Annotated in this window: 22 protein-coding genes, 1 tRNA gene and 1 pseudogene; 14 read left to right on the top strand and 10 right to left on the bottom strand. The window is 70.0% G+C overall.

The window, feature by feature from the left end; translation table 11 throughout:
* Positions 1-29 precede the first annotated feature (29 nt).
* Positions 30-1706 (top strand): phenylacetic acid degradation protein PaaN, encoded by a 1677-nt coding sequence (gene paaN, locus ABZ070_RS07630; protein ID WP_356631011.1) that lies wholly within the window; start codon positions 30-32, stop codon positions 1704-1706.
* 163 nt (positions 1707-1869) lie between these two features.
* On the opposite strand, the gene ABZ070_RS07635 is transcribed toward paaN, so the two are convergent.
* From ABZ070_RS07635 to ABZ070_RS07645, 3 genes and pseudogenes are all read right to left on the bottom strand, one after another.
* Positions 1870-2529 carry a TrmH family RNA methyltransferase gene (locus ABZ070_RS07635; protein WP_356631013.1) on the bottom strand — a complete coding sequence of 220 codons (660 nt, stop codon included), beginning with the start codon at positions 2527-2529 and terminating at the stop codon, positions 1870-1872.
* Positions 2526-3713 carry an HTTM domain-containing protein gene (locus ABZ070_RS07640; protein ID WP_356631015.1) on the bottom strand — a complete coding sequence of 396 codons (1188 nt, stop codon included), beginning with the start codon at positions 3711-3713 and terminating at the stop codon, positions 2526-2528. Before ABZ070_RS07640 ends, ABZ070_RS07635 begins: the two co-directional genes overlap by 4 nt.
* Positions 3714-3928: 215 nt before the next feature.
* Positions 3929-4897 (bottom strand): annotated as a pseudogene (locus tag ABZ070_RS07645) (DUF5819 family protein); the annotation flags it as partial.
* A gap of 113 nt (positions 4898-5010) precedes the next feature.
* On the opposite strand from ABZ070_RS07645, the gene paaA reads away from it, so the two are divergent.
* The 6 genes from paaA (at position 5011) to ABZ070_RS07675 (ending at position 9891) form a co-directional block, all read left to right on the top strand.
* Positions 5011-5976, top strand: coding sequence for a 1,2-phenylacetyl-CoA epoxidase subunit PaaA (gene paaA / locus ABZ070_RS07650; RefSeq protein ID WP_356631017.1), 966 nt, complete (start codon positions 5011-5013; stop codon positions 5974-5976).
* The gene (paaB, locus tag ABZ070_RS07655) at positions 5973-6263 is read left to right on the top strand and encodes a 1,2-phenylacetyl-CoA epoxidase subunit PaaB (RefSeq protein ID WP_356631019.1); all 291 of its coding nucleotides are present in this window, start codon (positions 5973-5975) and stop codon (positions 6261-6263) included. The genes paaA and paaB overlap by 4 nt, the downstream gene beginning before the upstream one ends.
* 47 nt (positions 6264-6310) lie before the next feature.
* Positions 6311-7045, top strand: coding sequence for a 1,2-phenylacetyl-CoA epoxidase subunit PaaC (gene paaC, locus ABZ070_RS07660; protein WP_356631021.1), 735 nt, complete (start codon positions 6311-6313; stop codon positions 7043-7045).
* Positions 7039-7554: a 1,2-phenylacetyl-CoA epoxidase subunit PaaD gene (paaD, locus tag ABZ070_RS07665; protein ID WP_356631023.1), complete on the top strand. Its 516-nt coding sequence runs from the start codon at positions 7039-7041 to the stop codon at positions 7552-7554. Before paaC ends, paaD begins: the two co-directional genes overlap by 7 nt.
* A complete protein-coding gene (locus ABZ070_RS07670) occupies positions 7555-8610 on the top strand; it encodes a 2Fe-2S iron-sulfur cluster-binding protein (protein WP_356631025.1) in 1056 nt (351 codons plus the stop codon). It begins immediately after the preceding gene.
* Between the two features lie 138 nt (positions 8611-8748).
* Entirely contained in the window at positions 8749-9891 is a 1143-nt protein-coding gene (locus ABZ070_RS07675; RefSeq protein WP_356631027.1) for an acyl-CoA dehydrogenase family protein, read from the top strand.
* 84 nt (positions 9892-9975) lie between these two features.
* On the opposite strand, the gene ABZ070_RS07680 is transcribed toward ABZ070_RS07675, so the two are convergent.
* The 6 genes from ABZ070_RS07680 to ABZ070_RS07705 all read right to left on the bottom strand — a co-directional run bounded on the left by ABZ070_RS07680 (position 9976) and on the right by ABZ070_RS07705 (position 17167).
* Positions 9976-10320, bottom strand: a complete 345-nt coding sequence (locus ABZ070_RS07680) for a rhodanese-like domain-containing protein (protein WP_356631029.1) — start codon at positions 10318-10320, stop codon at positions 9976-9978.
* 189 nt (positions 10321-10509) lie between these two features.
* The gene (locus ABZ070_RS07685) at positions 10510-11358 is read right to left on the bottom strand and encodes a J domain-containing protein (RefSeq protein ID WP_356631031.1); all 849 of its coding nucleotides are present in this window, start codon (positions 11356-11358) and stop codon (positions 10510-10512) included.
* A 33-nt stretch (positions 11359-11391) separates the two neighbouring features.
* The gene (locus ABZ070_RS07690; RefSeq protein ID WP_356631033.1) at positions 11392-12906 is read right to left on the bottom strand and encodes a DUF2252 domain-containing protein; all 1515 of its coding nucleotides are present in this window, start codon (positions 12904-12906) and stop codon (positions 11392-11394) included.
* A 228-nt stretch (positions 12907-13134) separates the two neighbouring features.
* Positions 13135-14394, bottom strand: coding sequence for a serine hydrolase (locus ABZ070_RS07695; RefSeq protein WP_356631054.1), 1260 nt, complete (start codon positions 14392-14394; stop codon positions 13135-13137).
* Positions 14395-14615: 221 nt separating this feature from the next.
* Entirely contained in the window at positions 14616-15338 is a 723-nt protein-coding gene (locus ABZ070_RS07700; protein WP_356631035.1) for a spermidine synthase, read from the bottom strand.
* Between the two features lie 143 nt (positions 15339-15481).
* On the bottom strand, positions 15482-17167 hold the full coding sequence (locus ABZ070_RS07705) for a ribonuclease J (protein WP_356631037.1): 1686 nt from the start codon (positions 17165-17167) through the stop codon (positions 15482-15484).
* Positions 17168-17406: 239 nt separating this feature from the next.
* On the opposite strand from ABZ070_RS07705, the gene ABZ070_RS07710 reads away from it, so the two are divergent.
* Positions 17407-17568, top strand: a complete 162-nt coding sequence (locus ABZ070_RS07710) for a hypothetical protein (RefSeq protein ID WP_356631058.1) — start codon at positions 17407-17409, stop codon at positions 17566-17568.
* Between the two features lie 134 nt (positions 17569-17702).
* On the opposite strand, the gene ABZ070_RS07715 is transcribed toward ABZ070_RS07710, so the two are convergent.
* Positions 17703-17789: transfer RNA gene (locus ABZ070_RS07715), tRNA-Leu, on the bottom strand.
* A 337-nt stretch (positions 17790-18126) separates the two neighbouring features.
* Here ABZ070_RS07715 and ABZ070_RS07720 point away from each other — a divergent pair.
* The 6 genes from ABZ070_RS07720 to pknB all read left to right on the top strand — a co-directional run.
* Positions 18127-18978: a DUF3662 and FHA domain-containing protein gene (locus tag ABZ070_RS07720; protein WP_356631039.1), complete on the top strand. Its 852-nt coding sequence runs from the start codon at positions 18127-18129 to the stop codon at positions 18976-18978.
* A 10-nt stretch (positions 18979-18988) separates the two neighbouring features.
* Positions 18989-19501, top strand: a complete 513-nt coding sequence (locus ABZ070_RS07725; RefSeq protein ID WP_356631041.1) for an FHA domain-containing protein — start codon at positions 18989-18991, stop codon at positions 19499-19501.
* Positions 19502-19642: 141 nt separating this feature from the next.
* On the top strand, positions 19643-21139 hold the full coding sequence (locus ABZ070_RS07730) for a Stp1/IreP family PP2C-type Ser/Thr phosphatase (protein WP_356631043.1): 1497 nt from the start codon (positions 19643-19645) through the stop codon (positions 21137-21139).
* Between the two features lie 24 nt (positions 21140-21163).
* Positions 21164-22591 (top strand): FtsW/RodA/SpoVE family cell cycle protein, encoded by a 1428-nt coding sequence (locus tag ABZ070_RS07735; protein ID WP_356631044.1) that lies wholly within the window; start codon positions 21164-21166, stop codon positions 22589-22591.
* A complete protein-coding gene (locus ABZ070_RS07740) occupies positions 22588-24048 on the top strand; it encodes a penicillin-binding transpeptidase domain-containing protein (protein WP_356631046.1) in 1461 nt (486 codons plus the stop codon). Before ABZ070_RS07735 ends, ABZ070_RS07740 begins: the two co-directional genes overlap by 4 nt.
* 168 nt (positions 24049-24216) lie before the next feature.
* On the top strand, positions 24217-25034 hold an 818-nt coding region (gene pknB, locus ABZ070_RS07745; protein WP_356631048.1), incomplete at its 3' end, for a Stk1 family PASTA domain-containing Ser/Thr kinase.

The following is a 25034-nucleotide window of genomic DNA, read 5'->3' on the forward strand; positions in this document are numbered from 1 at the left end:
CTGCCCAGCTCGATGAGGAGTTGGTCCGCATGCAGCTGACCGAGACCCACCGGCCCACGCTCGACCAGGCCCTCGAAGCGATCCGCACGCGCGCGTACTGGTCTCCGCACCCCGAGCATCCGAAGGCGTACGGCGAGAGCGCGCCCGCCGACGGCCTGGCCGCCTTCGAGGCGCTCCGCGGCTCGCGCTTCGATTTGGACCAGCCGGGCACGGACGGCTGGACGGGCGGCGAAGTCTCCCCGTACGGACCGGAGCTGGGTATCGAGTACCCGCATCCGGACCTGGACGTCCTGCTGCCGGCGATGCGCGCCGGCATGACGGCCTGGCGCGAGGCCGGCCCCGAGACGCGCGCCCTCGTCTGCCTCGAGATCCTTTCCCGGATCAGCGCCCGCACCCACGAGTTCGCGCACGCCGTGATGCACACCAGCGGGCAGGCCTTCATGATGGCGTTCCAGGCCGGCGGCCCGCACGCCCAGGACCGCGGGCTGGAGGCCGTCGCCTACGCGTACGCGGAGCAGACCCGCACCCCCACCGCCGCCGACTGGTCCAAGCCCCAGGGCAAGCGCGACCCTCTCGAGCTGCGGAAGACGTTCACGACCGCCGGCCGCGGCATCGCGCTGGTGATCGGCTGCAACACCTTCCCGACGTGGAACGGCTACCCGGGCCTCTTCGCCTCCCTGGCGACGGGCAACCCCGTCCTGGTCAAGCCGCACCCCCGCGCCGTACTGCCCCTGGCACTCACGGTGAAGGTGGCCCGCGAGGTCCTCACGGAGGCCGGTTTCGACCCGAACCTCGTGTGCCTCGCCGCCGAGCGTCCGGGCGAGGGGATCGCGAAGATCCTGGCAACGCGCCCGGAGATCAAGATCATCGACTACACGGGCTCCACGGCCTTCGGCGACTGGCTGGAGGCCAACGCCCGCCAGGCGCAGGTCTACACCGAGAAGGCCGGCGTCAACACCGTCGTCGTCGACTCCACCGACAACTACAAGGGCATGCTGTCCAACCTGGCCTTCTCCCTGTCGCTGTACAGCGGCCAGATGTGCACCACCCCGCAGAACGTGCTGATCCCCCGGGACGGCATCACGACCGACACCGGCCCGAAGACGTACGACGAGGTGGCCGCCGACCTGGCCGCCGCCGTAGGTGGTCTGCTCGGCGACGACGCCCGGGCGAACGCCCTGCTCGGCGCCCTGGTCAACCCCGACGTCAAGGCGCGCCTCGAGGCCGCGGCCGGCCTCGGCGAGGTGGCGCTGGAGTCTCGCGAGGTCGCCAACCCGGAGTTCCCCGGGGCGACGGTGCGGACTCCGGTCATCGTGAAGCTCGACGGCGCCCGCAAGATCTGGGACTCCGCCGACTCCGAGCCCGCGTACCTCTCCGAGTGCTTCGGCCCGGTGTCCTTCGTCGTCTCGGTGGACTCCACGGCGGACGCTCTGGACCTTTTGCGACGCACGGTTCGCGAGAAGGGCGCGATGACGGTCGGCGCCTACACCACCTCTGCCGAGACGGAGCGTGCGCTCGAGGACGTCTGCCTGGACGAGTCGGCCCAGCTCTCGCTGAACCTGACGGGCGGGGTGTACGTCAACCAGACCGCCGCGTTCTCCGACTTCCACGGATCGGGAGGCAACCCGGCGGCGAATGCGGCCCTGTGCGACAGCGCCTTCGTCGCCAACCGCTTCCGCGTGGTGGAGGTCCGCCGCCAGGCCTGATGTTTCACGGAGTGGGGGGGCGGGGCCCACAGCGGCCCTGCCCCACAGTCCTCCCATGCGGCCCGGCGTCACCAATACCCCCGGTCCGGTGTCACCGATGGCCCGGCCCGGGCACCATCGGTATCCGGCCCGGCGCCAACCCGCCGCCGGAGGAAGCCGTTGATCAGGCTCCCGGGGCCGGAACGTCGGCGTGCCGCTGCACCCAGGCGTGCATAGCGATGGCGGCCGCAGCGCCCGCGTTGATCGACCGTGTCGAGCCGAACTGAGCGATCGAGCACACCATCGCCGCGTGTTTGCGCGCCTCGTCCGTGAGGCCGGGCCCTTCCTGACCGAAGAGCAGCACGCACCGGCGAGGCAGCTCGGTCCGCTCCAGGGGCACAGCCCCCGGCAGATTGTCGATCCCGATGATCGGCAGATCCTCCGCTGCCGCCCACTCCGTGAGCGAAACAGTGTCCGGGTGGTGCCGCACATGCTGATAGCGGTCGGTGACCATGGCGCCGCGCCGATTCCAGCGCCGGCGGCCGACGATGTGGATCTCCCGGGCCAAGAACGCGTTGGCGGTGCGCACCACCGAGCCGATGTTGAAGTCGTGACCCCAGTTCTCCACGGCCACGTGGAACCCGTGCCTGCGGGTGTCGAGGTCGGCGACGATCGCATCCCGCGACCAGTACCGGTACTGGTCGACGACGTTGCGCCGGTCGCCTCCGGCCAGCAGCTCGGGGTCGTATCGCTCGCCCTGGGGCCAGGGCAGCGGGTGCGGGCCGACGCCGACCTCGGGCGCGTAGCCCTCGTCGTACTGAAGCGGTTCTTCGGTGGTGCTCACCCAACGAGCGTACGGTGCCGCTCCTCGCTCCCTCGTCGCAACTGGGGCGGGACGGCCCTGCCTGCCAGCAGCCGGTTCCGCCTGCGCACCACCAGAGCGCCCAGGTTCACCAGGAAGGCGGTCGGCAGGAACACCGCGTCCGCGGCGATCATCGCCAGGGAGAAGAACGGCAGGCCGAGCAGGACGGCGATGGCCGCGTGCTCGAGCATCATGACCGCGAGCAAGACGTTCTTGACGCGCCGCCGGAGCAGCGTGAACGGGAACGCGACCTGCACGGCGACCGTGCCGTAGGTGAGCAGCATCACCATCACGCCACCGGAGGCCAGCAGCGCGGAGAGTTCCGGCCAGGGGGCGAAGTAGTCCAGCTTGAGCGGGTAGTACAGCGCGGTGCCGTCCTGCCAGCGTGAGCCCTGGATCTTGTACCAGCCGGCGGTCGCGTAGATCAGGCACACCTCGGCCATGATCACGAAGAGGGCGGCGTTGTGGGCGAGGTTCGCCAGGACGTCCAGCAGGGTCCGCGGCTCGCTCTCCGGCGCGTAGCGGTTCGCCGCCCACCACACGCCCTGCGCTGTCCACAGGACCCAGAAGAGGACGATCAGCCAGGTGTCCCCGCCTGCCCGGCCCAGCAGCGTCCCGACGAAGAGCAGCACGCCGAGCACCGACCACAGAACCGGCCCCACGCGGTCGGGGCCAGGGTTCCGGGCCGCCCGCCGGGCGTCGAGCGACCAGACCTGGGCACAGCGCGTGAGCACCAGGTAGACAGCCATGAGATGGACGACGTTGTCGCCGCCGTCGCCCACGAAGATCGAGCGGTTCTGCAGGGACAGGACGCCGACCATGAAGACGGCGGACACGGCACGGGTGTGCCAGCCGAGCAGCATCAACAGGCTGGACAGCAGGCAGACGCCGTACACGACCTCGAACCACAGGGTGCTGCCCGACACCAGGAGCACGGTGAACGCGTTGTTGTCGGCGACCAGTTCCCGGCCCATGTCCCAGCTCCAGGGACCGTCGGGTCCGTAGAGGGCATGCCGGTTGGGCACCTCGCACAGGAGGAACAGCAACCAGGTCGCGGCGAAGCCGATCCGGACGACGGCGCTCTGATACGGCCCGAGAGCGGTCGAGGTGACGCGCTGGACCGCGCGGGCGACCTTGCGGTCGGCGGCGGGCTTCGTGGCGGCCATCACCGGCCCACCCCCGCGTCGCCGGTCATCCCCTCGCTGTCGACCCGCCCAGTCTGCCCACGTCCGGCCTCGGCGCGCCCGGCCTGCTCGCGTCCGGCCTCGGCACGTCCGGCCTGTTCACGTCCGGCCTGTTCACGTCCGGCCTGCTCGCGTCCGGCCCCGGAACGTCCGGCCGCGGCACGCCCGGCCTGCTCGCGTCCGTTGTCGACGCCTCCGGGCAGATCCGCCGCGGTGACCGTCCACCACGGCAGCTCACGGTGCACGGGCCGCGTGTCGATCTTCTCGTCGCTCCACTCGGGAGCTTCGATCGACCTGGTCGACGCACGCAGCTGGATGCGCTCGACCGGTCCGCCCAGGTCGTGGCGTTCGAGGCGCAGCATCGCGATGCGGCGGATGTAGCTTTCGGAGAGCCGTCCGCGCAGGCCGTTGGGCTGGTTCTCCGTGTCGTGGGAGCCCACGTAGAAGTCCCAGGCACGGCGGAGCTGGTTCTGGTGGAGGTGGCTGGGGAGAAGGTTGCCCCGGATCTCCGCGCCGTCCTCGGCCGACAGGTCGATCCAGTCGCTGCTGCGCCGGCTGCCGTCGGCGGCCGTGTACTGGGCACGCACCTGAACGGCGATGTTCTGCTGGAGCGGATTGGGCGCGAAGAGCTTCCAGTTCTGCTCGAACTCCGGGTAGACCCAGCCGTCGACCGCCTCGCCGTGCTGTTTGGTCACGGTGTTGGCGGGAGCGACATGGAGGAAGACCATCGCAAGGTGGACGCAGGCGACGACCGCGATCAGCCCGAGCGCCACGGCGGCGGCCACTTGGTAAGGGAGGGACAGGCCGGCCATGCCGCCACCCGTCTGGGGCGGAGCGAGGGCGAGGGGCCCGGGCGGCGGCCCGGCGTCTGAGGGCGGAGGGGTCTGCGGCGCCGGCGGGCAGGGCAGCGCCTGCCGGGCTATGGGCCAGGCCTCACGACCGTCGTCACGCGACCTTTCCCCGGCGGCGGGCTCCTGAGGCCCCTCGTCCCCGCCCTGGCCACCGTCCTGGACATCCTGCGGCCCGTCCACCCGTCGCAGCTGTCGGGTCCCGTCCTCGCGGCGGGGGCCGGGGAGATCGTCCGGCCGCCGGGCAGGGCGGGGGGAACGCGGGCCGGAGCTCAGGCTTCCGGCGCCGTTGGCGCCCTCATCCTCGTAGGAGTCCATCCCGCCCCGATCCCCGTCGCCCACCTCGGTTATCCACAGGGTTGACACCCTACGGGCCCCCGACCGACCATTGAAGTCGATGAACCGAACGATCGGTCGGTAGGGGAGTCCGGATGACGGCAGTGACTGCGGATGGGTACGAGGCAGCGTTCGACGCCGCCGTGGCCGCCGATGAGCGCATCGAGCCGCGTGACTGGATGCCGGAGGCGTACCGCGCCTCACTGGTGCGCCAGATGGCTCAGCACGCGCACTCGGAGATCATCGGCATGCAGCCCGAGGCGAACTGGATCACGCGCGCGCCCTCATTGCGCCGCAAGGCGATCCTGATGGCCAAGGTGCAGGACGAGGCAGGTCACGGCCTGTACCTGTACAGCGCCGCGGAAACGCTGGGCGCCAGCCGCGACGACCTCCTGGACAAGCTCCACTCCGGCCGCCAGAAATACTCCTCGATCTTCAACTACCCCACGCTGACCTGGGCCGACGTGGGCGCGATCGGCTGGCTGGTGGACGGCGCCGCGATCACCAACCAGGTGCCGCTCTGCCGCTGCTCGTACGGGCCCTATGCCCGCGCGATGGTGCGTGTGTGCAAGGAGGAGTCCTTCCACCAGCGCCAGGGGTACGAGCTGCTGCTCACCCTGTCCCGGGGTACGCCCGAGCAGCATGCGATGGCCCAGGACGCCGTGGACCGCTGGTGGTGGCCCTCGCTGATGATGTTCGGGCCGCCGGACGACGCGTCGGCGCATTCCGCGCAGTCCATGGCCTGGAAGATCAAGCGCCATTCGAACGACGAGCTGCGTCAGCGTTTCGTGGACATCTGTGTCCCGCAGGCCGAATCACTGGGTCTCACCCTCCCGGACCCTGATCTGCGGTGGAACGAGGAACGCGGCCAGCACGACTTCGGCGCGATCGACTGGGCCGAGTTCCACGAGGTCCTCAAGGGCAACGGCCCCTGCAACGAACAGCGGATCAGCCAGCGCCGACGCGCGCACGAAGAGGGAGCCTGGGTGAGGGACGCGGCCGCCGCGTACGCGGAGAAGCACCAGGCACAGCACAACGAGTCCGTGGAGGCGACGGCATGAGCAGCTCGACCGAATGGCCGCTGTGGGAGGTCTTCGTGCGCTCGCGCCGCGGGCTGTCGCACACCCATGCAGGCAGCCTCCACGCACCGGACGCGGAGATGGCCCTGCGCAATGCACGGGATCTGTACACCCGGCGCAGCGAGGGCGTCTCGATCTGGGTGGTGCCCTCCGCCTCGATCACTGCCTCCTCTCCGGACGAGAAGGACCCGTTCTTCGAGCCGGCCGCCGACAAGCCCTACCGCCACCCGACCTTTTACGAGATCCCGGAAGGGGTGAAGCACCTGTGAGCACGACGCCCACCACGCGGCCCACGCCCGCGGCAAAGGTTCCCCCGGTGTACGCCCCCACGGACGGCCCCGCGGTGAACGCCTCGGCGGCCCTGGCTCTCGGCGACGACGCCCTGGTGCTTTCGCACCGGCTGGCCGAATGGGCCGGCCACGCGCCGGTCCTCGAAGAAGAGGTCGCCCTGGCCAACATCGCCCTGGACCTGCTGGGACAGGCTCGTGTGCTGCTCTCGCTCGTCGGGGACGAGGACGAACTGGCGTTCCTTCGTGAGGAGCGGGCCTTCCGCAACCTCCAGCTGGTCGAGCAGCCGAACGGCGACTTCGCGCACACCATCGCCCGTCAGTTCTACTTCTCGGTCCACCAGCACCTGTTGTACGGGCAACTGGCCGCCACAGAGGGCCCGTTCGCCGGGCTCGCCGCCAAGGCGGTCAAGGAGGTCGCCTACCACCAGGACCACGCCGAGCACTGGATCACGCGGCTCGGTGACGGCACCGCTGAGAGCCATGAGCGGATGCAGCGGGCGTGCGACGCGCTGTGGCGTTTCACGGGCGAGATGTTCCAGCCGGTGGACGGGCTCGACGTGGACCTCGGCACTCTGGAGGCGCTCTGGTTGGAGCGGGTCCGGGCCGTCCTGGAGCGGGCGACGTTGACCGTTCCCCCGGGCCCCCGCAGCGATGCCTGGTCGGCGGGAGCAGGGCGCCAGGGGCTCCACACCGAGTCGTTCGGGCGGATGCTTGCCGAAATGCAGCACCTGCACCGCAGCCACCCGGGGGCGTCATGGTGACCGGGGCCGGACAGGTCGAGACCGACACGACGCTCGAGGCGGAGCTGCGCCGGCTCGCGGGCTCGGTGCCGGACCCCGAACTGCCGGTGCTGACGCTCGGAGAGCTCGGCGTCATTCGCGGGGTGAGTCTGCTCGGTCCCGGCAGCGTCAGGGTCGAGCTGACGCCGACCTACACAGGCTGTCCGGCCATCGAGGCCATGACCTCGGACATCGAGCAGGTGCTGCACGAGCACGGCATGTCCGACGTCTCGGTCGTCAGGGTTCTCTCCCCTGCCTGGTCGACGGACGACATCAGCGCGGAAGGCCGGCGCAAGCTCACCGAGTTCGGCATAGCGCCGCCTCGCCCCCACTCGGCGGACGAGCCGGTGCCGTTGACCCTCTCGGTGCGCTGCCCGAACTGCGGCTCGACCGAGACGGAGCTGCTGAGCAGGTTCTCCTCCACGGCCTGCAAGGCCCTGCGGCGATGTGTTTCTTGTCGCGAACCTTTCGACCATTTCAAGGAGTTGTAGATGTTCCATCCGCTCCGGGTCAGCGCGGTCGAACGGCTCACGGACGACTCGGTGGCCGTCACCTTCGAGGTGCCGGCCGAGCTGCGCGAGACCTTCCGCCACACACCCGGCCAGCACATAGCGCTGCGCCGGTTCGTGGACGGCGTGGAAGTCCGCCGTACGTATTCGATCTGCGCCCCGGCCGCCGTGGGCGACGCCGCGCCCGTGCTCCGCGTCGGTATCCGTCTGGTCGACGGCGGCGAGTTCTCGACCTTTGCCCTGAAGGAGCTGTCCGCCGGGGACGTGGTCGAGGTCATGCCTCCCGCAGGCCGGTTCCTGTTTCCCCCCAGGCCAGGTCATTTCGCCGCCGTGGTGGGCGGCAGTGGCATCACCCCGGTGCTGTCGATGGCCGCAACGCTTCTCGCGCAGGAGCCCGAAGCCCGGTTCTGCCTCATCCGCAGCGACCGCACCGCGGCCTCGACGATGTTCCTCGACGAGGTCGCCGACCTCAAGGACCGCTTCCCCGAGCGCTTCCAGCTCGTGACCGTTCTCTCGCGGGAGGAGCAGCAGTCCGGTCTGCCCTCCGGGCGGCTGGACCAGGACCGCCTGACAAGCCTGCTGCCGGTCCTGCTGCCGGTGCAGGCCGTGGACGGCTGGTTCCTCTGCGGACCGTTCGGGCTGGTGCAGGGCGCCGAGCGCGCTCTGCGCGGGCTCGGCGTGGACCGGGGCCATATCCACCAGGAGATCTTCCACGTCGACGACGGCTCGTCGCCGGTTGCCGTCGCTGTGGCCGCACCGGCCCACGCCTCGCTCACCGCGACCCTTGACGGCAGGTCGGGCACCTGGCCGGTCAAGGAAGGCGAGTCGCTCCTGGAGACGGTGCTGCGCAGCCGGGCGGACGCGCCGTACGCCTGCAAGGGCGGCGTCTGCGGCACCTGCAGGGCCTTCCTGGTGTCGGGTGAGGTCCGTATGGATCGCAACTTCGCTCTGGAACCGGAGGAGACCGAGGCGGGCTACGTCCTGGCCTGCCAGTCCCATCCCGCCACACCGGACGTGGAGTTGGACTTCGACCGCTGACGAAGCCGTGAGCGCTCCCCGGCGACGTACGGACGCCGCTCGGAGCGCTTCTCGGTCTCCACGCCCATTCCCTTCCCGCACGGCCTGCCCTATCTTGACGCTCCGTCAGATACGGCTGTGTCGTGGAAGGAGCGGGCTGTGGACTTCACCTTCACCGAGGAGCACCTGGCGGCCGTGGAGGCGGCGAAGGCGGTCTTCTCGTCGGTGGCCCCCGATGCGGTGCCGAGTCCGGCGATGGCCGCGGGAGCGGTTGCCGACGAGTTCGACCGCCCGCTGTGGGACCGGCTCGCGGCCTCCGACCTGCTGAGTCTGGTCCTGCCGCCGGAGCACGGCGGGGCAGGCCTCGACCCCGTCGCCCTCTGCCTGGTGCTGCGCGAGTCTGCGAAGGTGCTGGCACGTGTGCCACTGCTGGAGACGAGCGCGGTCGCCATGGCCGTGGCGCGCTACGGCAGCGCCGAGCTCCGCGAGGTGGTCCTCCCCCGGATCGGGCGCGGTGAGCTGGTCTTCACCGTCGGCGCCAACGGCCGTACGGGGCACGACCCCGCCGAGCACGCCGTCACGGCACGCCGGCCCGCCGGATCGACGGACGGCTGGGTCCTCGACGGGGTGCAGACGGCAGTGCCCTGGGCCCAGTGCGCGGACCGTGTCGCCGTGCCGGCCCATACCGAGGACGGCCGGGCCGTTCTGGCTCTCGTGCCGAACGGCCACGACGGCGTCACCCTTTTCGACCAGGTCTCCACGAGCGGGGAGCTTCTCGCCGAGGTCCGGTTCGACACCGTACGGGTCGACGACCGGGATCTGATCGACGACGAAGAGGCCTGGGAGTGGCTGCGGGGACTGCTCGCCACGGGCACCTGTGCCGTGGCGCTGGGCCTCGGTGAAAGGGTGCTGGCCATGACCGCCGATTACACCGGCAAGCGTGAGCAGTTCGGTTTTCCGGTCGCCACGTTCCAGGCCGTGGCCGTGCACACCGCCGATCGGTACATCGACCTGCGCGCCATGGAAGCCACGCTGTGGCAGGCCGCCTGGCGGATCAGCACCGGCGCCGGCGGGGCTCTGCCGCCCGCCGGCGACATAGCGGTGGCCAAGATCTGGGCGTCGGAGGGGGTACGGCGCGTGGTGCAGACGGCTCAGCACCTGCACGGCGGCTTCGGAGCGGACATCGAATACCCGCTGCACCGCTACCACGCCTGGGCCAAGCAGCTGGAGCTTTCCCTCGGCCCCGCCGCCGCCCATGAAGAGGCTCTGGGCGACCTGCTGGCGGCCCACCCGCTCGGCTAGGCGTCGGAATCGAAGCCCCGACCCGGGCACCTGGGCGCGGCACCGCTGCAACGGCGTCGGCCCGCTTCACCCGGACCGCAGCGGTCAGAGCACGAAGGCGGGGCTGCCGTCCTCGGTGACCATCGGGCGGCCGGCGCCGTCCCAGGCGAGCATTCCGCCGTCGATGTTCACGGCGTCGATGCCCTGCTGCACGAGGTACTGAGTGACCTGCGCGGAACGGCCCCCCACCCGGCACATCACGTATGCGCGGCGCCCGTCCGAGACAGCCTCCGTCACCTCGCCGAAGCGGGCCACGAAGTCGCTCATGGGGACGTGCAGCGCGCCGTCGACGTGTCCGGCCGCCCATTCGTCGGCCTCCCGCACGTCCAGCACCAGGCCGTCGGCCGGTACCGCCGCGGCTTCCACCGAGGGCAGCGGGGCGAAGTTCATGGGTGATGCCTTCTCTCGTACGTGTTCGTGTGGGTGCAGCCGCGGGTGTCGCGCAGGCGCCGCGCCGGCTGCTGTGACGCGCGCCGCCTCCCGAGGGCCCGCCTCCCTGTGCCTTGGGTCTGCGGGCCCAAGTCCTGAGGCCTGCGGCGTCCAGGTCCTGATGCCCGAGCCCGGCGGGCCCCAGGAAACCTACTGCACCAGTGAGGCCAGTTCCGCCTCACGTTCGCTCACCTGCGCCAGCAGCTGCTCGGCGATCTCCTCCAGCAGCCGGTCCGGGTCGTCCGGCGCCATCCGCAGCATCGCTCCGATCGCGCCTTCCTCCAGCTCCCTGGCCACCGCGGTCAGCAGTTCCTTACGCTGCGCGAGCCACTCCAGCCGGGCGTACAGCTCTTCGCTCTCGCTGGGGCGCGGCGCGGCCGACACCGGCCCGGCGGCCCATTCCTCGGCCAGTTCTTTGAGCTGCACCGCGTCACCGAGGCCATAGGCGGCGTTCACCCGCGTGATGAACTCCTCGCGCCGCACCCGCTCCGTCTCGTCCTGGGCCAGGTCCGGATGCGCCTTGCGGGCCAGCTCGCGGTAGAGCTTGCGCGCCTCTTCGCTGGGCCTGACCCGCTTGGGCGCCCGGACGGGCTGGTCGGTGAGCATCGCAGAGGCCTCGGGGGAGAGGCCGTCGGAGTCCATCCAGTCGTGGAACAGCTCGTCGACGCCGGGCATCGGCAGCACCATGGCCCGGGCCTCCTGCGCCTTGCGCAGGTCCTCCGGGTCGCCGCTGCGCGCCGCCCGTGCCTCGGCGATCTGGGCGTCGAGCTCGTCCAGGCGCGCGTACATCGGCCCGAGCTTCTGGTGGTGCAGCCGGGAGAAGTTCTCCACCTCCACCCGGAACGTCTCCACCGCGATCTCGAACTCGATCAGCGCGTGCTCGGCCGCCCCCACAGCCTTGGCGAGCCGGGCCTCGGGCCGCGCCTGCTCGTCCTGGTCCGCAGCCTGCTGCGCGTCGTCGTTCCGGGTCGTCGGTCCCCCGGCGGCATCCTGAGTCACCAGTCCAGACTAAGGGCGCTGCCGGGCTTGCTGTCACACGCCCAGTTCAGCGGCTATCCGGCCGTTCTTGAGCGCTGTCAGCAGGTCCGCGTGGTCGGCCTCCGTGCGGTCGGCGTACAGCACCGCGAACGCCGCGACCGCCTCGTCCAGCTCCTCGTTCTTGCCGCAGTATCCGGCGAGCAGCCGCGGGTCGGCGCTGTGGGCGTGGGCCCGGGCCAGCAGGGCGCCGGTCATCCGGCCGTAGTCGTCGAGCTGGTCGGCCGTGAGGGCCGCGGGGTCCACACTGCCCTTGCGGTTCCTGAACTGCCGGACCTGGAAGGGGCGCCCTTCCACCGACGTCCAGCCGAGCAGACTGTCGCTGACCACCTGCATGCGCTTCTGCCCGAGCACCACCCGTCGGCCCTCGTGCCCCACCTCCGGGACCTGGACACCGACGGCGGCCAGATGGGGCACCAGCGCCGAGGCCCGTGCCTCCTTGACCTGCAGCACCAGCGGATCGCCCCGGTGGTCGAGCAGCAGCACCACATACGAGCGCGTTCCGACGCTTCCCGTCCCCACCACCCGGAAGGCGACGTCGTGTATCGCGTAACGGGCGAGCAGCGGGAGCCTGTCCTCGCCGACGGTCGCCAGATACGGGCCGAGCGAGGCGGCGACTGCCGCCGCCTCGGCGTCCGGCACCCGGCGCAGGACCGGCGGGGCGTCCACGAACCGGCGGCCGGCGCCCTGTGGGTCGTCGTCTTCCGCCACGGCCTCCGTCGCCTTGGCGGCGAAGCGCGCGCTCGTGTTGTTGCGTGCCTTGGCCGCGACCCGCTCCAGCGTGCCCACCAGGTCCCGCGCGTCGGTGTACGAGACGAGTTCCTCGTCGGCCTTCGCGTTCCACGCCTCGATCGCGGGCAGCTTGGCCAGCAGCCGCATGGTGCGCCGGTAGGCGCCCACGGTGTCGAACGCAGCCGCGCGGCAGATGTCCTCGTCGACGCCCGCCACCCGTCCCGCCAGCACCAGGGACACCGCAAGGCGCTTGAGGTCCCACTCCCACGGGCCGACGACGGTTTCGTCGAAGTCGTTGAGGTCGATGACGAGGCGGCCGCGGGCGTCCCCGTAGAGCCCGAAGTTCGCCGCGTGCGCGTCGCCGCAGATCTGTGCGCTGATGCCGGTCATGGGCGTGCCCGCCAGATCGTGGGCCATCAGGCCGGCCGCGCCCCGCAGGAAGGCGAACGGCGAGGCCGCCATCCTGCCCACTCTTATCGGAGTGAGCTCGGGCACCCGTCCGCGGCTGGACTCCTCGACGGCCTGCACGGCATCGGGACGCCCTGTCGTGAGCACCAGCGAGTCGTGTGCCGCGCGCGGTACCAGGCTGCGCAGCGCCTTGCCCGCGCTCTTCGGTGACCTGCCGGAGCCCGAGATCTCGGTACGGGACGCGAAGCCCGGCACCTCGGGTATGCGCACGTCGCCGCCGGAACCGGCCGGGCCGGTGTCGCTCTCCGTACCGACACCGCTCGCGCGGGTTTCCAGCCGCTGCTCCGGCACCGGCGCTGCCGACTCGCTCATGCCCACTGCCTCCCCCGGCGCCTGCGGACGCCATGAACCTCACGTGCTCACGACCGTACCGCCGAGCCCGGACACCCGTCTCCCCCCAAGAAAGCGGACGGTCCCCATCCGCAGGTGTTCCACGTGAAACATCGCGTGGGCTCGCAGAAGCGGCAGGCTTACAGAAGCGGTGGGCTCACAGAGTCGGCGTGGCCCACGACATCGCATGAATCACCGGACTCGCGGGGCTCACAGATCCGCAGCACGCCGACGGAGCCGAAGCCGGAGCCGCCGCACCGTGGCAGAGGCCGCCCAACGGGCGGGAAGGATCCGGCCCCACCGCACGGGGGCGCGGTTTCTGCGGACCACGATGAGCCCAGCCGTCAGGAACGCGGCCCCGACGACGCCCCCGACCCAGGCGTACGCGCTGCCGTCTCCGTATTCCTCACCCCCCAGCGGGCGTTCCGGCGTCGGGAGCGGCTCCGGTGCGACGGGCTCCGGTCCGGCATGGGGAGTCACCTGCCGCGCGGGGGGATCGGCGCGGGGGGCGGGCGGCTGCAGCGAACCCACAGGGCTGACGTGACCCGCGGCGTCGAAGCCCCAGTCGAGCAGATCCCGCGCCTCCCCGTACAAGGCGTGTCCACCGCTTTCCTGAGGGTTCATCACCGTCACCAGGATCGTGCGGCCGTCACGGCGGGCCGCGGCGATCAGCGTGTTGCCGGCTTCGGTCGTGTAGCCGTTCTTGATGCCGATCAGGCCCGGATAGGCCTCGACCCCGCCCACTCCGGTCAGCAGCCGGTTGGTGTTGAGGATGCCGTACGTCCAGGTCGGCGTCCCGTCGCTGTCGGTGTTACCGGGGAACTGGGCGTCGACGGTCGACGCGTACTCGGCGAACTCCGGGATCGCCAGTCCGGCCCGTCCGAAGACGGCCAGGTCGAACGCCGAGGACACCTGGCCCGGGGCGTCGTAGCCGTCCGGCGAGACGACATTGGTGTCCAGCGCGCCCAGGCTGCGGGCCTTTTCCTCCATCTGGGCGGCCGTCTCCTCCCAGCCTCCGTTCATCTCGGCGAGTACGTGCACGGCGTCGTTGCCGGAGCTGAGGAAGACGCCTCGCCACAGGTCCGCCACCCGGTAGGTGTTGCCGGGGGCGACGCCCACCAGGCTGCTGCCCTCACCCACGGTGGCGAGCTCCTCGTCGGTGACCGTGTGCGTGTCCGCCCCGGACAGCCGGGGCAGCGCGGTCAGGGCGAACAGCGTCTTCATCGTGCTGGCGGGCGGCAGCGGCTCGTGTGCGTCATGGGCGGCGAGGACATCGCCCGACTCCGCATCGGCCACCAGCCACGACAGAGCGGACACATCATCAGGCAGATCGGGCGCCCCGTCGCGAAGCTTCACGTGCGTCCCCGGCTCGTCCAGCCGTGACGAGCCGGAGGATTCCGATCGGGGAGGAGGGTCGTCCAGCGGGGCCGCCGCAACGGGAACCGGAAGGAGGGTAAGGGCGCCGGCCATGAAAGCCGAGGCGCCGCAGAGAGCCATCTTCGAAACAGGTCTGATGATCATTCAGTCAGCGTAAAAATGGGTCCCGCTCCCCGCAGCGCTGCTGAGCCGACCGGCCCAACCCGAGGCAACGACCGGCCCGACCCGAGGCAACGACCGGCCCGACCCGAGGCGGACGCGCCGCGCTCCCGAGCGACGGCCCGACCCGAGGAGGCGGACACACCCCCCGCCTCTCAGCCTGTTCCCTTCCTCGCCACGTAGACGGTGTTGGCGGCGGTCGCCTGCTGCAAGGGGTTGGCGAACTCGACGACGTGGGCCGCCGCTTCCGCGAAGACCCGGCCGAGCACAGCGGTGAACTCCTCGTCCGGCGGGTCGTTCGACCACAGGGCGAAGACACCATCGGGGTGAAGACGGCCGGCCAACGCCTCCAGCCCGACGGGCCGGTAGAACGCAGCATGACTGGGGTGCAGCACATGCCGGGGCGAGTGGTCCACGTCGAGCAGAACGGCGTGGAAACGGCGGCCCGGCTCTTCGGGATCCAGCCCGCAAGCGTCGTCCACGGCGGCGAAGAAGTCGCCGTGGACCAACCGGCAGCGGGGGTCGGACACCAGCCCGGCGCCCAGCGGCACCAGCTCCCGCTTGTGCCACTCGATCACCTCGCCGAGCGCCTCCACCACGATCAGGGAGCGGACCCTCGGGTCGTCCAGCGCTGTTCGCGCCGTGCAGCCGAGACCAAGGCCACCGACGGCGACGTCCAGTTCGGCGCCGGGCAGCATCGCCAGGCCGAACCGGGCCAGTGCGATCTCGCCCGCCGTGAAAAGGCTCGACATCAGGAACTCGTCCCCGAGTTTCACCTCGTACACGTCCTCGCCCGACGCCGGGTCCCGCCGACGCCGCAGGCTGATGTCGCCCATCGGTGTCGGACGCCAGTCGATCTCCTCGAAACGCCGACTCATTCGGCGGCCCTCCTGCTGTCGTCGAGTGTCAGGCGTCAGGCCTCACGCGTCGGGCGTCAGCCCCGCACCGCCTCGGGAGCCGCGTGTCAGCGGCGTTACGCCCCAGCGGTACAAGGCCCCAGCGACGTCAGGCCCCAGCCGTGTCAGGCATCGATGATCACGGGGATGATGAGCGGCTTGCGGCGGTAGGTACGGAACGCCCAGGCGGCCACTGCGCGCGCGATGAGCTGTTCGAGCTGGTGGGCGTCGCCGACGCCTTCCTCGGCCGCGGTGGCCAGGGTCTTCTCGATCACCGGGATGACCGGCTCGAACGTGGTGTCGTCGTGCACGAATCCCCGGGCCAGGAAGTCCGGCGCCTCCGCGAGCGCTCCGGTGTCGGCGTCGACGATGGCGACCACGGTGACAACGCCTTCCTCGGCCAGGGTGAGGCGGTCCTTCAGAGACGCCTCGGTGGCACCGCCGACCGTCATGCCGTCGACGTAGACGTTGCCCGCGGGCACCTTGCCGGTGATCGAGGCGCGCCCGTCGACCAGGTCGACGACGACGCCGTCCTCGGCGATCACCACCCGGTCCGGGTCGACACCGGTACGGATCGCCAGGTCGCCGTTGGCGCGCAGATGACGCCACTCGCCGTGGACGGGCATGACGTTGCGCGGCTTGACGATGTTGTAGCAGTAGACGAGTTCACCGGCGCTGGCGTGACCGGAGACATGCACCTTGGCGTTGCCCTTGTGGACGACGTTGGCGCCCCACCGGGTCAGTCCGTTGATCACCCGGTAGATGGCGTTCTCGTTGCCCGGGATCAGGGAGCTCGCCAGCAGGACCGTGTCGCCCTTGCCGATGCGGATCACATGGTCGCGGTTGGCCATCCGGGACAGGGCGGCCATCGGCTCGCCCTGCGATCCGGTGCACACCAGGGTGATCTTGTGGTCCGGCAGCTTCTCCATTTCCTTCATGCTGACCACCAGGCCGGAGGGCACCTTCAGGTAGCCGAGCTCACGGGCGATCCCCATGTTGCGGACCATGGACCGCCCGACGAAGGCGACCTTGCGTCCGTGCTGATGAGCCGCGTCCAGCACCTGCTGGATCCGGTGCACATGGCTGGCGAAACTGGAGACGATGACCCGCCGCGGCGCGGTGCGCAGAACCTGCTCGATCGCGGGGTTCAACTCGAGCTCAGAGGTGGTGAAGCCGGGCACCTCGGCGTTGGTGGAGTCGGTGAGGAACAGGTCCACGCCCTCCTCACCGAGGCGGGCGAACGCGCGCAGGTCGGTGATGCGTTCGTCCAGGGGGAACTGGTCCATCTTGAAGTCGCCGGTGTGCAACACCATGCCGGCACCCGTGCGGATCGCGACCGCGAGCCCGTCCGGGATGGAGTGGTTGACGGCGACGAACTCGCAGTCGAAGGGGCCGAATCTCCGCCGGTCGCCCTCCCGCACCCGCACCGTGCGCGGCCTGATGCCGTGTTCCTTCAGCTTGGCCTCCAGGAAGGCCAGCGTCAGTTTGGAACCGACGACGGGGATGTCGGACCGCTCACGCAGCAGATAGGGGACGCCGCCGATGTGGTCCTCGTGGCCATGGGTCAGGACCACGCCCACGATGTCGTCCAGGCGGTCCCGGATCGAGGTGAAGTCGGGAAGGATCACATCCACCCCGGGCTGTGTCTCCTCCGGGAACAGCACACCGCAGTCGACGATGAGCAACTTGCCCGCGTGCTCGAAGACGGTCATGTTGCGGCCGATCTCGCCCAGGCCGCCCAGTGCGACGACCCTCAGTCCTCCTGCGGGCAGCGGAGGAGCGGCTTTCAATTCGGGATGTGGATGGCTCATACCCTGACGCTACCGAAGAGTCCCGCGCCATGATCCCCGCTGCTCCTCAGTCGTCCCGCGCCATGATCCCCGCTGCTCCCCGGGCATCCTGCATCGTGATCCCGCGGCAGCCGGCGCTGTGCCCTCCGGTCCGCCCGCCCCGCCCCGGAGGCCCCCTCCGATCGATCTCCGCACCCCGCACGGTCGTCCCGCCGGGCGCGAGGCGCGATCGGGCCCTGTGATTCCGCAGGCTCGGGGCGATGAGGTCCGACCCGCAGCCGCAGCGTTCCCCCGCCCACCGCACCGAGGTGCCGGCGGGGCCCGCGGCCGGCTTGGCGCTCGTCCCTGGAGCCGTCTCCTTCTCGATCACCATGGGCTTCGACCCGTCCATGGGCCCCTTCGCGGTGCGCGCCTGTGACTGAGGTCCAGCGGTTCGCGGGCCGCCTTCGGAAGATCAAGAACTGCGCCCCGGCGCCGCCAAGGCTGCCGGGGCTTCGTACGACAACGGGAAAAGGGCCCCCACCGGGACTTTCGTCCGGTGGAGACCCGTCTCCTGTGGTGCGCGAGGGGGGAGTTGAACCCCCACGCCCTTGCGGGCACTGGAACCTGAATCCAGCGCGTCTGCCTATTCCGCCACCCGCGCATTGGGTGTTGTCGTCGGTTCCTCACCTGTTTCGGTGCGCCCCCTGGCGACATGCAGAAGATTAGCACGCTGCACAGGGTGGATTCACATCCGTTTGTTTCGGGGCCCCGACGAGCGAACAGGGAACAGAGCGAGCGAACGGGGAACGAAGGGCGGCCTCCCCCCACTCCTCCTGTATGCACCCCGGGTGCGGGACACTGTCAGGAGGCCGCCTCTACGATCCGGTGTGAGGGGTGACACTCATCGACGGGGCAGACAAGGGGAACCAGCCGATTTCCCGACGCGTGGATACGATCAGTAAGCAGTACCAGGGCGACAACGACGGAGGAGGTGCCCCATGGGAGTCCTGAAGCGATTCGAGCAGCGTCTCGAAGGCCTGGTCAACGGCACCTTCGCCAAGGTGTTCAAGTCCGAGGTCCAGCCCGTCGAGATCGCGGGCGCCCTCCAGCGGGAGTGCGACAACAACGCGACGATCTGGAACCGCGAGCGGACGGTCGTCCCCAACGACTTCATCGTGGAGCTCAGCACCCCGGACTTCGAGCGCCTCAGCCCGTACTCCGGCCAGCTGGGCGACGAACTGTCCGGCCTGGTCCGCGACTACGCCAAGCAGCAGCGCTACACCTTCATGGGGCCGATCAAGGTTCACCTCGAGAAGGCCGACGACCTCGACACCGGTCTCTACCGGGTGCGCAGCCGCACCCTCGCGTCGAGTACGTCACAGTCGCCGGGGGGCGGGCCCGTCGGCGGCGCCCCGGGGGCCCCGGCAGGTGCTCGCGGAGGTTACGGTTACCCCCCGGCCGGTGCTCCTCCCATGCCGGCCGCACCGCCGCCCGGCATGTCCGCGGGCCCGCGCCCCGGCCCCGCACAGGGCCAGCGCGGACCCGGTCCCGGTGCCATGCCGAGCACACAAGTACGACGCTGGATCGAGATCAACGGCACACGCCATCAGATCTCCCGCCCGACGCTGGTGCTGGGTCGCAGCACCGACGCCGATGTGCGGATCGACGACCCCGGCGTATCGCGCCGGCACTGTGAGATCCGGACCGGAACGCCCTCGACGATCCAGGATCTCGGGTCCACCAACGGCATCGTGGTGGACGGGCAGCACACCACCCGCGCTACGCTCCGCGACGGCTCGCGGATCGTCGTGGGCAGCACCACCATCGTTTACCGGCAAGCCGAAGGGTGAAGCGGGGGCAATGTCAGAGCTGACCCTGACGGTCATGCGGCTAGGTTTCCTGGCTGTTCTGTGGCTGTTCGTCATCGTGGCCGTCCAGGTCATCCGCAGCGATCTGTTCGGTACGCGGGTGACGCAGCGCGGCTCACGCCGTGGCGCCGACCAGCGTCCCCAGCAGGCGCGTCAGAACACCGCGCCGCCGCAGCAGCGCCAGCAGGCGGGCGGCCGCCAGCGCCGCGGAGCGCCGACGAAACTGGTCGTGTCCGAGGGCACACTCACGGGCACGACCGTCGCCCTCCAGGGCCAGACCATCACCCTGGGCCGGGCGCACGACTCCACGATCGTGCTGGACGACGACTACGCGTCCAGCAGGCATGCCAGGATCTACCCGGACCGTGACGGCCAGTGGATCGTCGAGGATCTCGGGTCCACCAACGGCACGTATCTCGACCGGACCCGACTCACCACCCCGACACCGATTCCGCTGGGCGCGCCGATCCGCATCGGCAAGACCGTCATCGAGCTGCGGAAGTAGTACGACAATGAGCGAGCGGAGCGAGCGAGCCGCGGCGGTCCCCACAGGCGACCCGCACCGGCTCCCGACCGGAGGGTGGGCAGTGTGGCTCGAGACCGGCTGGCGCGACAGTCGAGCGGCGAGCCGACGGGCGAGGTGCGTATGAGTCTCTCTCTGCGTTTCGCCGCCGGATCGCACAAGGGCATGATCCGGGAGGGCAACGAGGACTCCGGTTACGCCGGCCCCCGCCTTCTGGCCATCGCCGACGGCATGGGCGGCCAGGCCGCCGGTGAGGTCGCCTCTTCCGAGGTCATCTCCACACTCGTCACGCTCGACGACGACGTGCCCGGCTCCGACATCCTCACCTCGCTCGGCACCGCGGTGCAGCGCGCCAACGACCAGCTTCGGATGATGGTCGAGGAGGACCCCCAGCTCGAGGGCATGGGCACGACGCTCACCGCCCTGCTGTGGACCGGTCAGCGGCTCGGCCTGGTGCACGTCGGCGACTCGCGCGCCTACCTGCTCCGCGACGGCGTGCTGACCCAGATCACGCAGGACCACACCTGGGTGCAGCGGCTCGTCGACGAGGGCCGGATCACCGAGGAAGAGGCCACGACCCATCCGCAGCGCTCGCTGCTGATGCGCGCGCTGGGCAGCGGCGACCACGTCGAGCCCGATCTCTCCATCCGTGAGGTCCGCGCCGGTGACCGCTATCTGATCTGCTCCGACGGCCTGTCCGGCGTCGTCTCCCACCAGACCATGGAGGAGACGCTCGCCAGCTACCAGGGCCCGCAGGAGACCGTGCAGGATCTGATCCAGCTCGCGCTGCGCGGCGGCGGCCCCGACAACATCACGTGCATCGTCGCCGACGTCCTCGACACCGACTCGGGCGACACCCTGGCAGGGCAGCTCAGCGACACCCCGGTCGTCGTCGGCGCGGTCGCCGAGAACCAGCACCAGCTGAACGACGGCGGTGCCATGCAGACCCCGGCCGGCCGCGCCGCGGGCCTCGGCCGCCCGTCCGCGCCGCCGGCGCCGAACGGCAGCTTCGGCCCGCCCGGCTCCGGCGACCCCGGCTACGGCGGCATGCCGCCCGAGGGCAGCTTCGGCGCGTACACCGACGACGACTTCGTCAAGCGCGGCGGCGGCCGCAAGTGGCTGAAGCGCTCGTTCTACACCGTTCTCGCCCTGGCGGTCGTCGGCGGCGGTCTGTACGGCGGTTACCGCTGGACCCAGACCCAGTACTACGTCGGCTCGCAGGACGAGCACGTGGCGCTGTACAGAGGCATCAGCCAGGACCTCGGCTGGGTCTCGCTCTCGGATGTCGAGAAGGACCACCCCGAGATCGAACTCAAGTACCTCCCGCCCTACCAGCGCAAGCAGGTCGAGGCGACGATCACCGAGGACAGCCTCGGCAAGGCCCGCGCCAAGATCGAAGAGCTCGCCAAGCAGGCCGGCGCCTGCAAGAAGGACGAGCAGCGCCGCGAGGCGGCGGATCGCGCGAGCACCCCGCCCCCGGGCGAGGGCGAGGCCGGCGGCACCGCCGGCACGCCCACCACCCAGGGCGAAAAGACCAAGCCGACCGCAGCCTCTCCCTCCCCGGGTCCCACCCTCTCGGAGGAGGAGCAGAAGCTGGCCTCGAACTGCGGCAAGCAGTAATAGTCCGTAGGGGGCCTTCTCCACATGAGCGTTGTCACCAACACGACCACGATCGGCGCGATCGACGCGCCGAGCCGGCGGAACACGGAGCTGATGCTCCTCGCCTTCGCTGTCGCCATCCCCGTCTTCGCGTACATCAACGTGGGGCTCGCCCTCGACGGCGAACTGCCCGCGGGTGTCCTTGGTTACGGGCTCGGTCTCGGCCTGCTCGCAGGCGTGGCACACATCGTGGTCCGCCGGTTCGCCAAGTACGCCGATCCGCTGCTGCTGCCGCTGGCGACGCTGCTGAACGGCCTCGGGCTGGTGCTGATCTGGCGGCTGGACCAGTCGCCCCGCCTGCTGGCGCGCAGCGACTTCGCGCCGCAGGCCACGAACCAGCTGATGTACTCGGCGCTCGGCATCGCGCTGCTGGTGGGTGTGCTGCTGATCCTGAAGGACCACCGCATCCTCCAGCGGTTCACGTACATCTCGATGGCGGCGTCCATCGTTCTGCTGCTGCTGCCGCTGGTCCCGGGCCTCGGAATGCCGGTCTTCGGTGCCAAGATCTGGATCAGGGTCGGGGGATTCTCCATCCAGCCCGGCGAGTTCGCGAAGATCATCATCGCGGTCTTCTTCTCCGGGTACCTCATGGTCAAGCGCGATGCCCTCGCGCTCGCCAGCCGGCGCTTCATGGGCCTGTACCTGCCGCGCGGACGCGACCTCGGTCCGATCCTGACGATCTGGGCCGTGAGCCTGCTCATTCTGATCTTCGAGAACGACCTCGGTACCTCGCTGCTCTTCTTCGGCATGTTCGTGGTCATGCTGTACGTGGCCACCGAGCGGACCAGCTGGATCGTCATGGGTCTGCTGATGTCCGTCGGCGGCGCGGTCGTCGTGTCGCAGTTCGCGAGTCACGTCCAGTCCCGTGTGGCCGCCTGGCTCGACCCGTTCGGATGCCTGGAGACGGCTCCCGAGGGTTCCAACATGGTCTACGCCTGCGACCAGATGACGCAGGTGCTGATGTCGTTCGGCGCCGGAGGCACGCTCGGCACGGGCTGGGGCCAGGGCAACTCCGACCTCATCGCCTTCGCCGCCAACTCGGACTTCATCTTCGCCACCGTCGGCGAGGAGCTGGGGCTGGCCGGCGTGATGGCCTTCCTGCTGCTCTACGGTCTGATCATCGAGCGCGGTGTGCGCACCGCGCTGGCGGCGCGTGACCCGTTCGGCAAGCTGCTGGCGATCGGCCTGTCCGGCGCCTTCGCGCTCCAGGTGTTCGTCGTCGCCGGCGGTGTGATGGGCCTCATCCCGCTGACCGGTATGACGATGCCGTTCCTCGCGGCCGGTGGTTCGTCCGTGATCGCCAACTGGGCGCTGATCGGCATCCTGCTGCGGATCAGCGACACCGCACGCCGCCCGGCGCCCGCGCCCGCACCTTCACCCGACGCCGAGATGACCCAGGTGGTCCGACCGTGAACAAGCCCCTGCGCCGGATCGCGATCTTCTGCGGGCTGCTCGTGCTCGCCCTGCTGCTCCGGGACAACTGGCTCCAGTACGTCCGGGCCGACGAGCTGAACACGCACAAGCTCAACAAGCGCGTGGAGATCGAGCGCTACGCCTACGAGCGCGGCAACATCGTCGTCGACGGCAAGGCGATCACCGGCTCGGCCGAGACCAAGGACACGTACTACAAGTACAAGCGGACCTACACCGACGGGCCCCTGTGGGCTCCGGTGACCGGTTACGCCTCGCAGGTCTTCGGCGCCAACCAGATCGAGAAGCTCGAGGACGGCATCCTCACCGGCAATTCCGACCAGCTCTTCTTCGACCGCACGATGGCGATGTTCACGGGCGACAAGAAGAAGGGCGGCAACGTCGTCACCACCCTCAACGGCAAGGCCCAGAAGGCCGCCTTCGAGGGCCTCGGCGACAAGAAGGGCGCCGTCGCGGCGATCGACCCGAAGACCGGCAAGATCCTCGCCCTGGCGTCCACCCCGTCGTACGACCCCTCGTCCTTCGCCGGCCGGCTGAAGGACGACGAGAAGGCGTGGGTCGCGCTCGGCAAGGACCCGGACAAGCCGATGCTGAACCGTGCGCTGCGCGAGACGTACCCGCCCGGCTCCACGTTCAAGGTGCTCACCGCCGCGGCGGCTCTCGAGCACGGGGCGGTCGACGACATCAACGCCGCCACGGACACCCCCGAGCCGTACATCCTGCCGAACACCACCACCCCGATGATCAACCACGCGAACGGGTGCGAGAACGCCAGCCTCAACAAGGCGCTCGAGGTCTCCTGCAACTCCGTCTTCGCGAAGCTCGGTGACACGGTCACCCGCGACAAGATGCTGGAGACCGCGGAGAAGTTCGGCTTCAACAACCCCGAGATCGACACCCCGGTCCGCGCAGCCGCCTCCGTCTACGACAAGAAGATGGACCGGCCCGGCAACGCACTGTCGTCGATCGGCCAGTTCAACACCGCCACCACCCCTCTCCAGATGGCCATGGTCACGGCGGCGATCGCCAACGACGGCAAGCTGATGAAGCCGTACATGATCGACCAGCTGGAAGCACCCAACCTGGACGTGATCGAGAAGACCGAGCCGGAGGAGATGAGCCGGCCGCTCAGCCAGGAGAACGCCCAGCTGGTCCAGCAGATGATGGAGAACGTCGTCGAGAACGGCACCGGCGGCAACGCGGCGATCCCGGGTGTCGAGGTCGGCGGCAAGACCGGCACGGCCCAGCACGGCGAGAACAACAGCAAGAACCCGTACGCCTGGTTCATCTCGTACGCCAAGGACGACAACGGTTCGCCGGTCGCCGTCGCGGTCGTGGTCGAGGACAGCAACGCCCGCCGTGACGACATCTCCGGCGGCGGCCTGGCCGCCCCGATCGCGAAGGCCGTGATGCAGGCCGTACTCAACGACAAGCAGTGACGTAGATCACGCCCGACCTTCATACCTGCACATTGCGATACCGGTCGGGTATCAGCTGCCGCTTGCGGGCGGATCAAGTAGGGCGTGCCCGGTAGCCTTTGCGCGAACAGCACACCGGAGGACCACACACGGGTGCGGTCGGGACTGACGGAGAGGGCTGGAACAGTTATGGAAGAGCCGCGTCGCCTCGGCGGCCGGTATGAACTGGGCTCGGTGCTCGGCCGTGGTGGCATGGCCGAGGTCTACCTCGCCCACGACACCCGGCTCGGCCGCACTGTCGCCGTGAAGACGCTGCGGGCCGACCTCGCCCGCGACCCGTCCTTCCAGGCCCGGTTCCGCCGTGAGGCCCAGTCGGCCGCCTCGCTCAATCACCCGGCGATCGTCGCTGTCTACGACACCGGCGAAGACATGGTGTACGACAACGCCTCGGGCGCCGGGGCCGGTGTCTCGATCCCGTACATCGTCATGGAGTACGTGGACGGCTCCACGCTGCGTGAGCTGCTGCACTCCGGCCGCAAGCTGCTGCCGGAGCGCACGCTCGAGATGACCGTGGGCATCCTGCAGGCGCTCGAGTACTCGCACCGCGCCGGGATCGTCCACCGCGACATCAAGCCGGCGAACGTCATGCTGACGCGTACCGGCCAGGTCAAGGTCATGGACTTCGGCATCGCCCGCGCCATGGGCGACTCGGGCATGACCATGACGCAGACCGCGGCCGTCATCGGCACCGCCCAGTACCTCTCCCCGGAGCAGGCCAAGGGCGAGCAGGTCGACGCGCGCTCCGACCTCTACTCCACCGGCTGCCTGCTCTACGAGCTCCTCACCGTGCGTCCCCCGTTCGTGGGCGACTCCCCGGTTGCGGTGGCCTACCAGCACGTGCGCGAAGAGCCTCAGCCGCCCAGCAACTTCGACCCCGAGATCACGCCCGAGATGGACGCGATCGTGTTGAAGGCCCTGGTCAAGGACCCCGACTACCGCTACCAGTC

Source organism: Streptomyces sp. NPDC006283 (assembly GCF_040613325.1).
Classification (GTDB): Bacteria; Actinomycetota; Actinomycetes; order Streptomycetales; family Streptomycetaceae; genus Streptomyces.

What these genes read in the sequence shown, in the direction of transcription:
- paaN (WP_356631011.1), top strand. Translation starts at nt 30, where the DNA reads ATGCAGCTGACCGAGACCCACCGGCCCACGCTCGACCAGGCCCTCGAA.
- ABZ070_RS07640 (WP_356631015.1), bottom strand. Translation starts at nt 3,713, where the DNA reads ATGGCCGCCACGAAGCCCGCCGCCGACCGCAAGGTCGCCCGCGCGGTC.
- paaA (WP_356631017.1), top strand. Translation starts at nt 5,011, where the DNA reads ATGACGGCAGTGACTGCGGATGGGTACGAGGCAGCGTTCGACGCCGCC.
- paaB (WP_356631019.1), top strand. Translation starts at nt 5,973, where the DNA reads ATGAGCAGCTCGACCGAATGGCCGCTGTGGGAGGTCTTCGTGCGCTCG.
- paaD (WP_356631023.1), top strand. Translation starts at nt 7,039, where the DNA reads ATGGTGACCGGGGCCGGACAGGTCGAGACCGACACGACGCTCGAGGCG.
- ABZ070_RS07670 (WP_356631025.1), top strand. Translation starts at nt 7,555, where the DNA reads ATGTTCCATCCGCTCCGGGTCAGCGCGGTCGAACGGCTCACGGACGAC.
- ABZ070_RS07680 (WP_356631029.1), bottom strand. Translation starts at nt 10,320, where the DNA reads ATGAACTTCGCCCCGCTGCCCTCGGTGGAAGCCGCGGCGGTACCGGCC.
- ABZ070_RS07690 (WP_356631033.1), bottom strand. Translation starts at nt 12,906, where the DNA reads ATGAGCGAGTCGGCAGCGCCGGTGCCGGAGCAGCGGCTGGAAACCCGC.
- ABZ070_RS07695 (WP_356631054.1), bottom strand. Translation starts at nt 14,394, where the DNA reads ATGGCCGGCGCCCTTACCCTCCTTCCGGTTCCCGTTGCGGCGGCCCCG.
- ABZ070_RS07700 (WP_356631035.1), bottom strand. Translation starts at nt 15,338, where the DNA reads ATGAGTCGGCGTTTCGAGGAGATCGACTGGCGTCCGACACCGATGGGC.
- ABZ070_RS07705 (WP_356631037.1), bottom strand. Translation starts at nt 17,167, where the DNA reads ATGAGCCATCCACATCCCGAATTGAAAGCCGCTCCTCCGCTGCCCGCA.
- ABZ070_RS07710 (WP_356631058.1), top strand. Translation starts at nt 17,407, where the DNA reads ATGAGGTCCGACCCGCAGCCGCAGCGTTCCCCCGCCCACCGCACCGAG.
- ABZ070_RS07720 (WP_356631039.1), top strand. Translation starts at nt 18,127, where the DNA reads ATGGGAGTCCTGAAGCGATTCGAGCAGCGTCTCGAAGGCCTGGTCAAC.
- ABZ070_RS07725 (WP_356631041.1), top strand. Translation starts at nt 18,989, where the DNA reads ATGTCAGAGCTGACCCTGACGGTCATGCGGCTAGGTTTCCTGGCTGTT.
- ABZ070_RS07730 (WP_356631043.1), top strand. Translation starts at nt 19,643, where the DNA reads ATGAGTCTCTCTCTGCGTTTCGCCGCCGGATCGCACAAGGGCATGATC.
- ABZ070_RS07735 (WP_356631044.1), top strand. Translation starts at nt 21,164, where the DNA reads ATGAGCGTTGTCACCAACACGACCACGATCGGCGCGATCGACGCGCCG.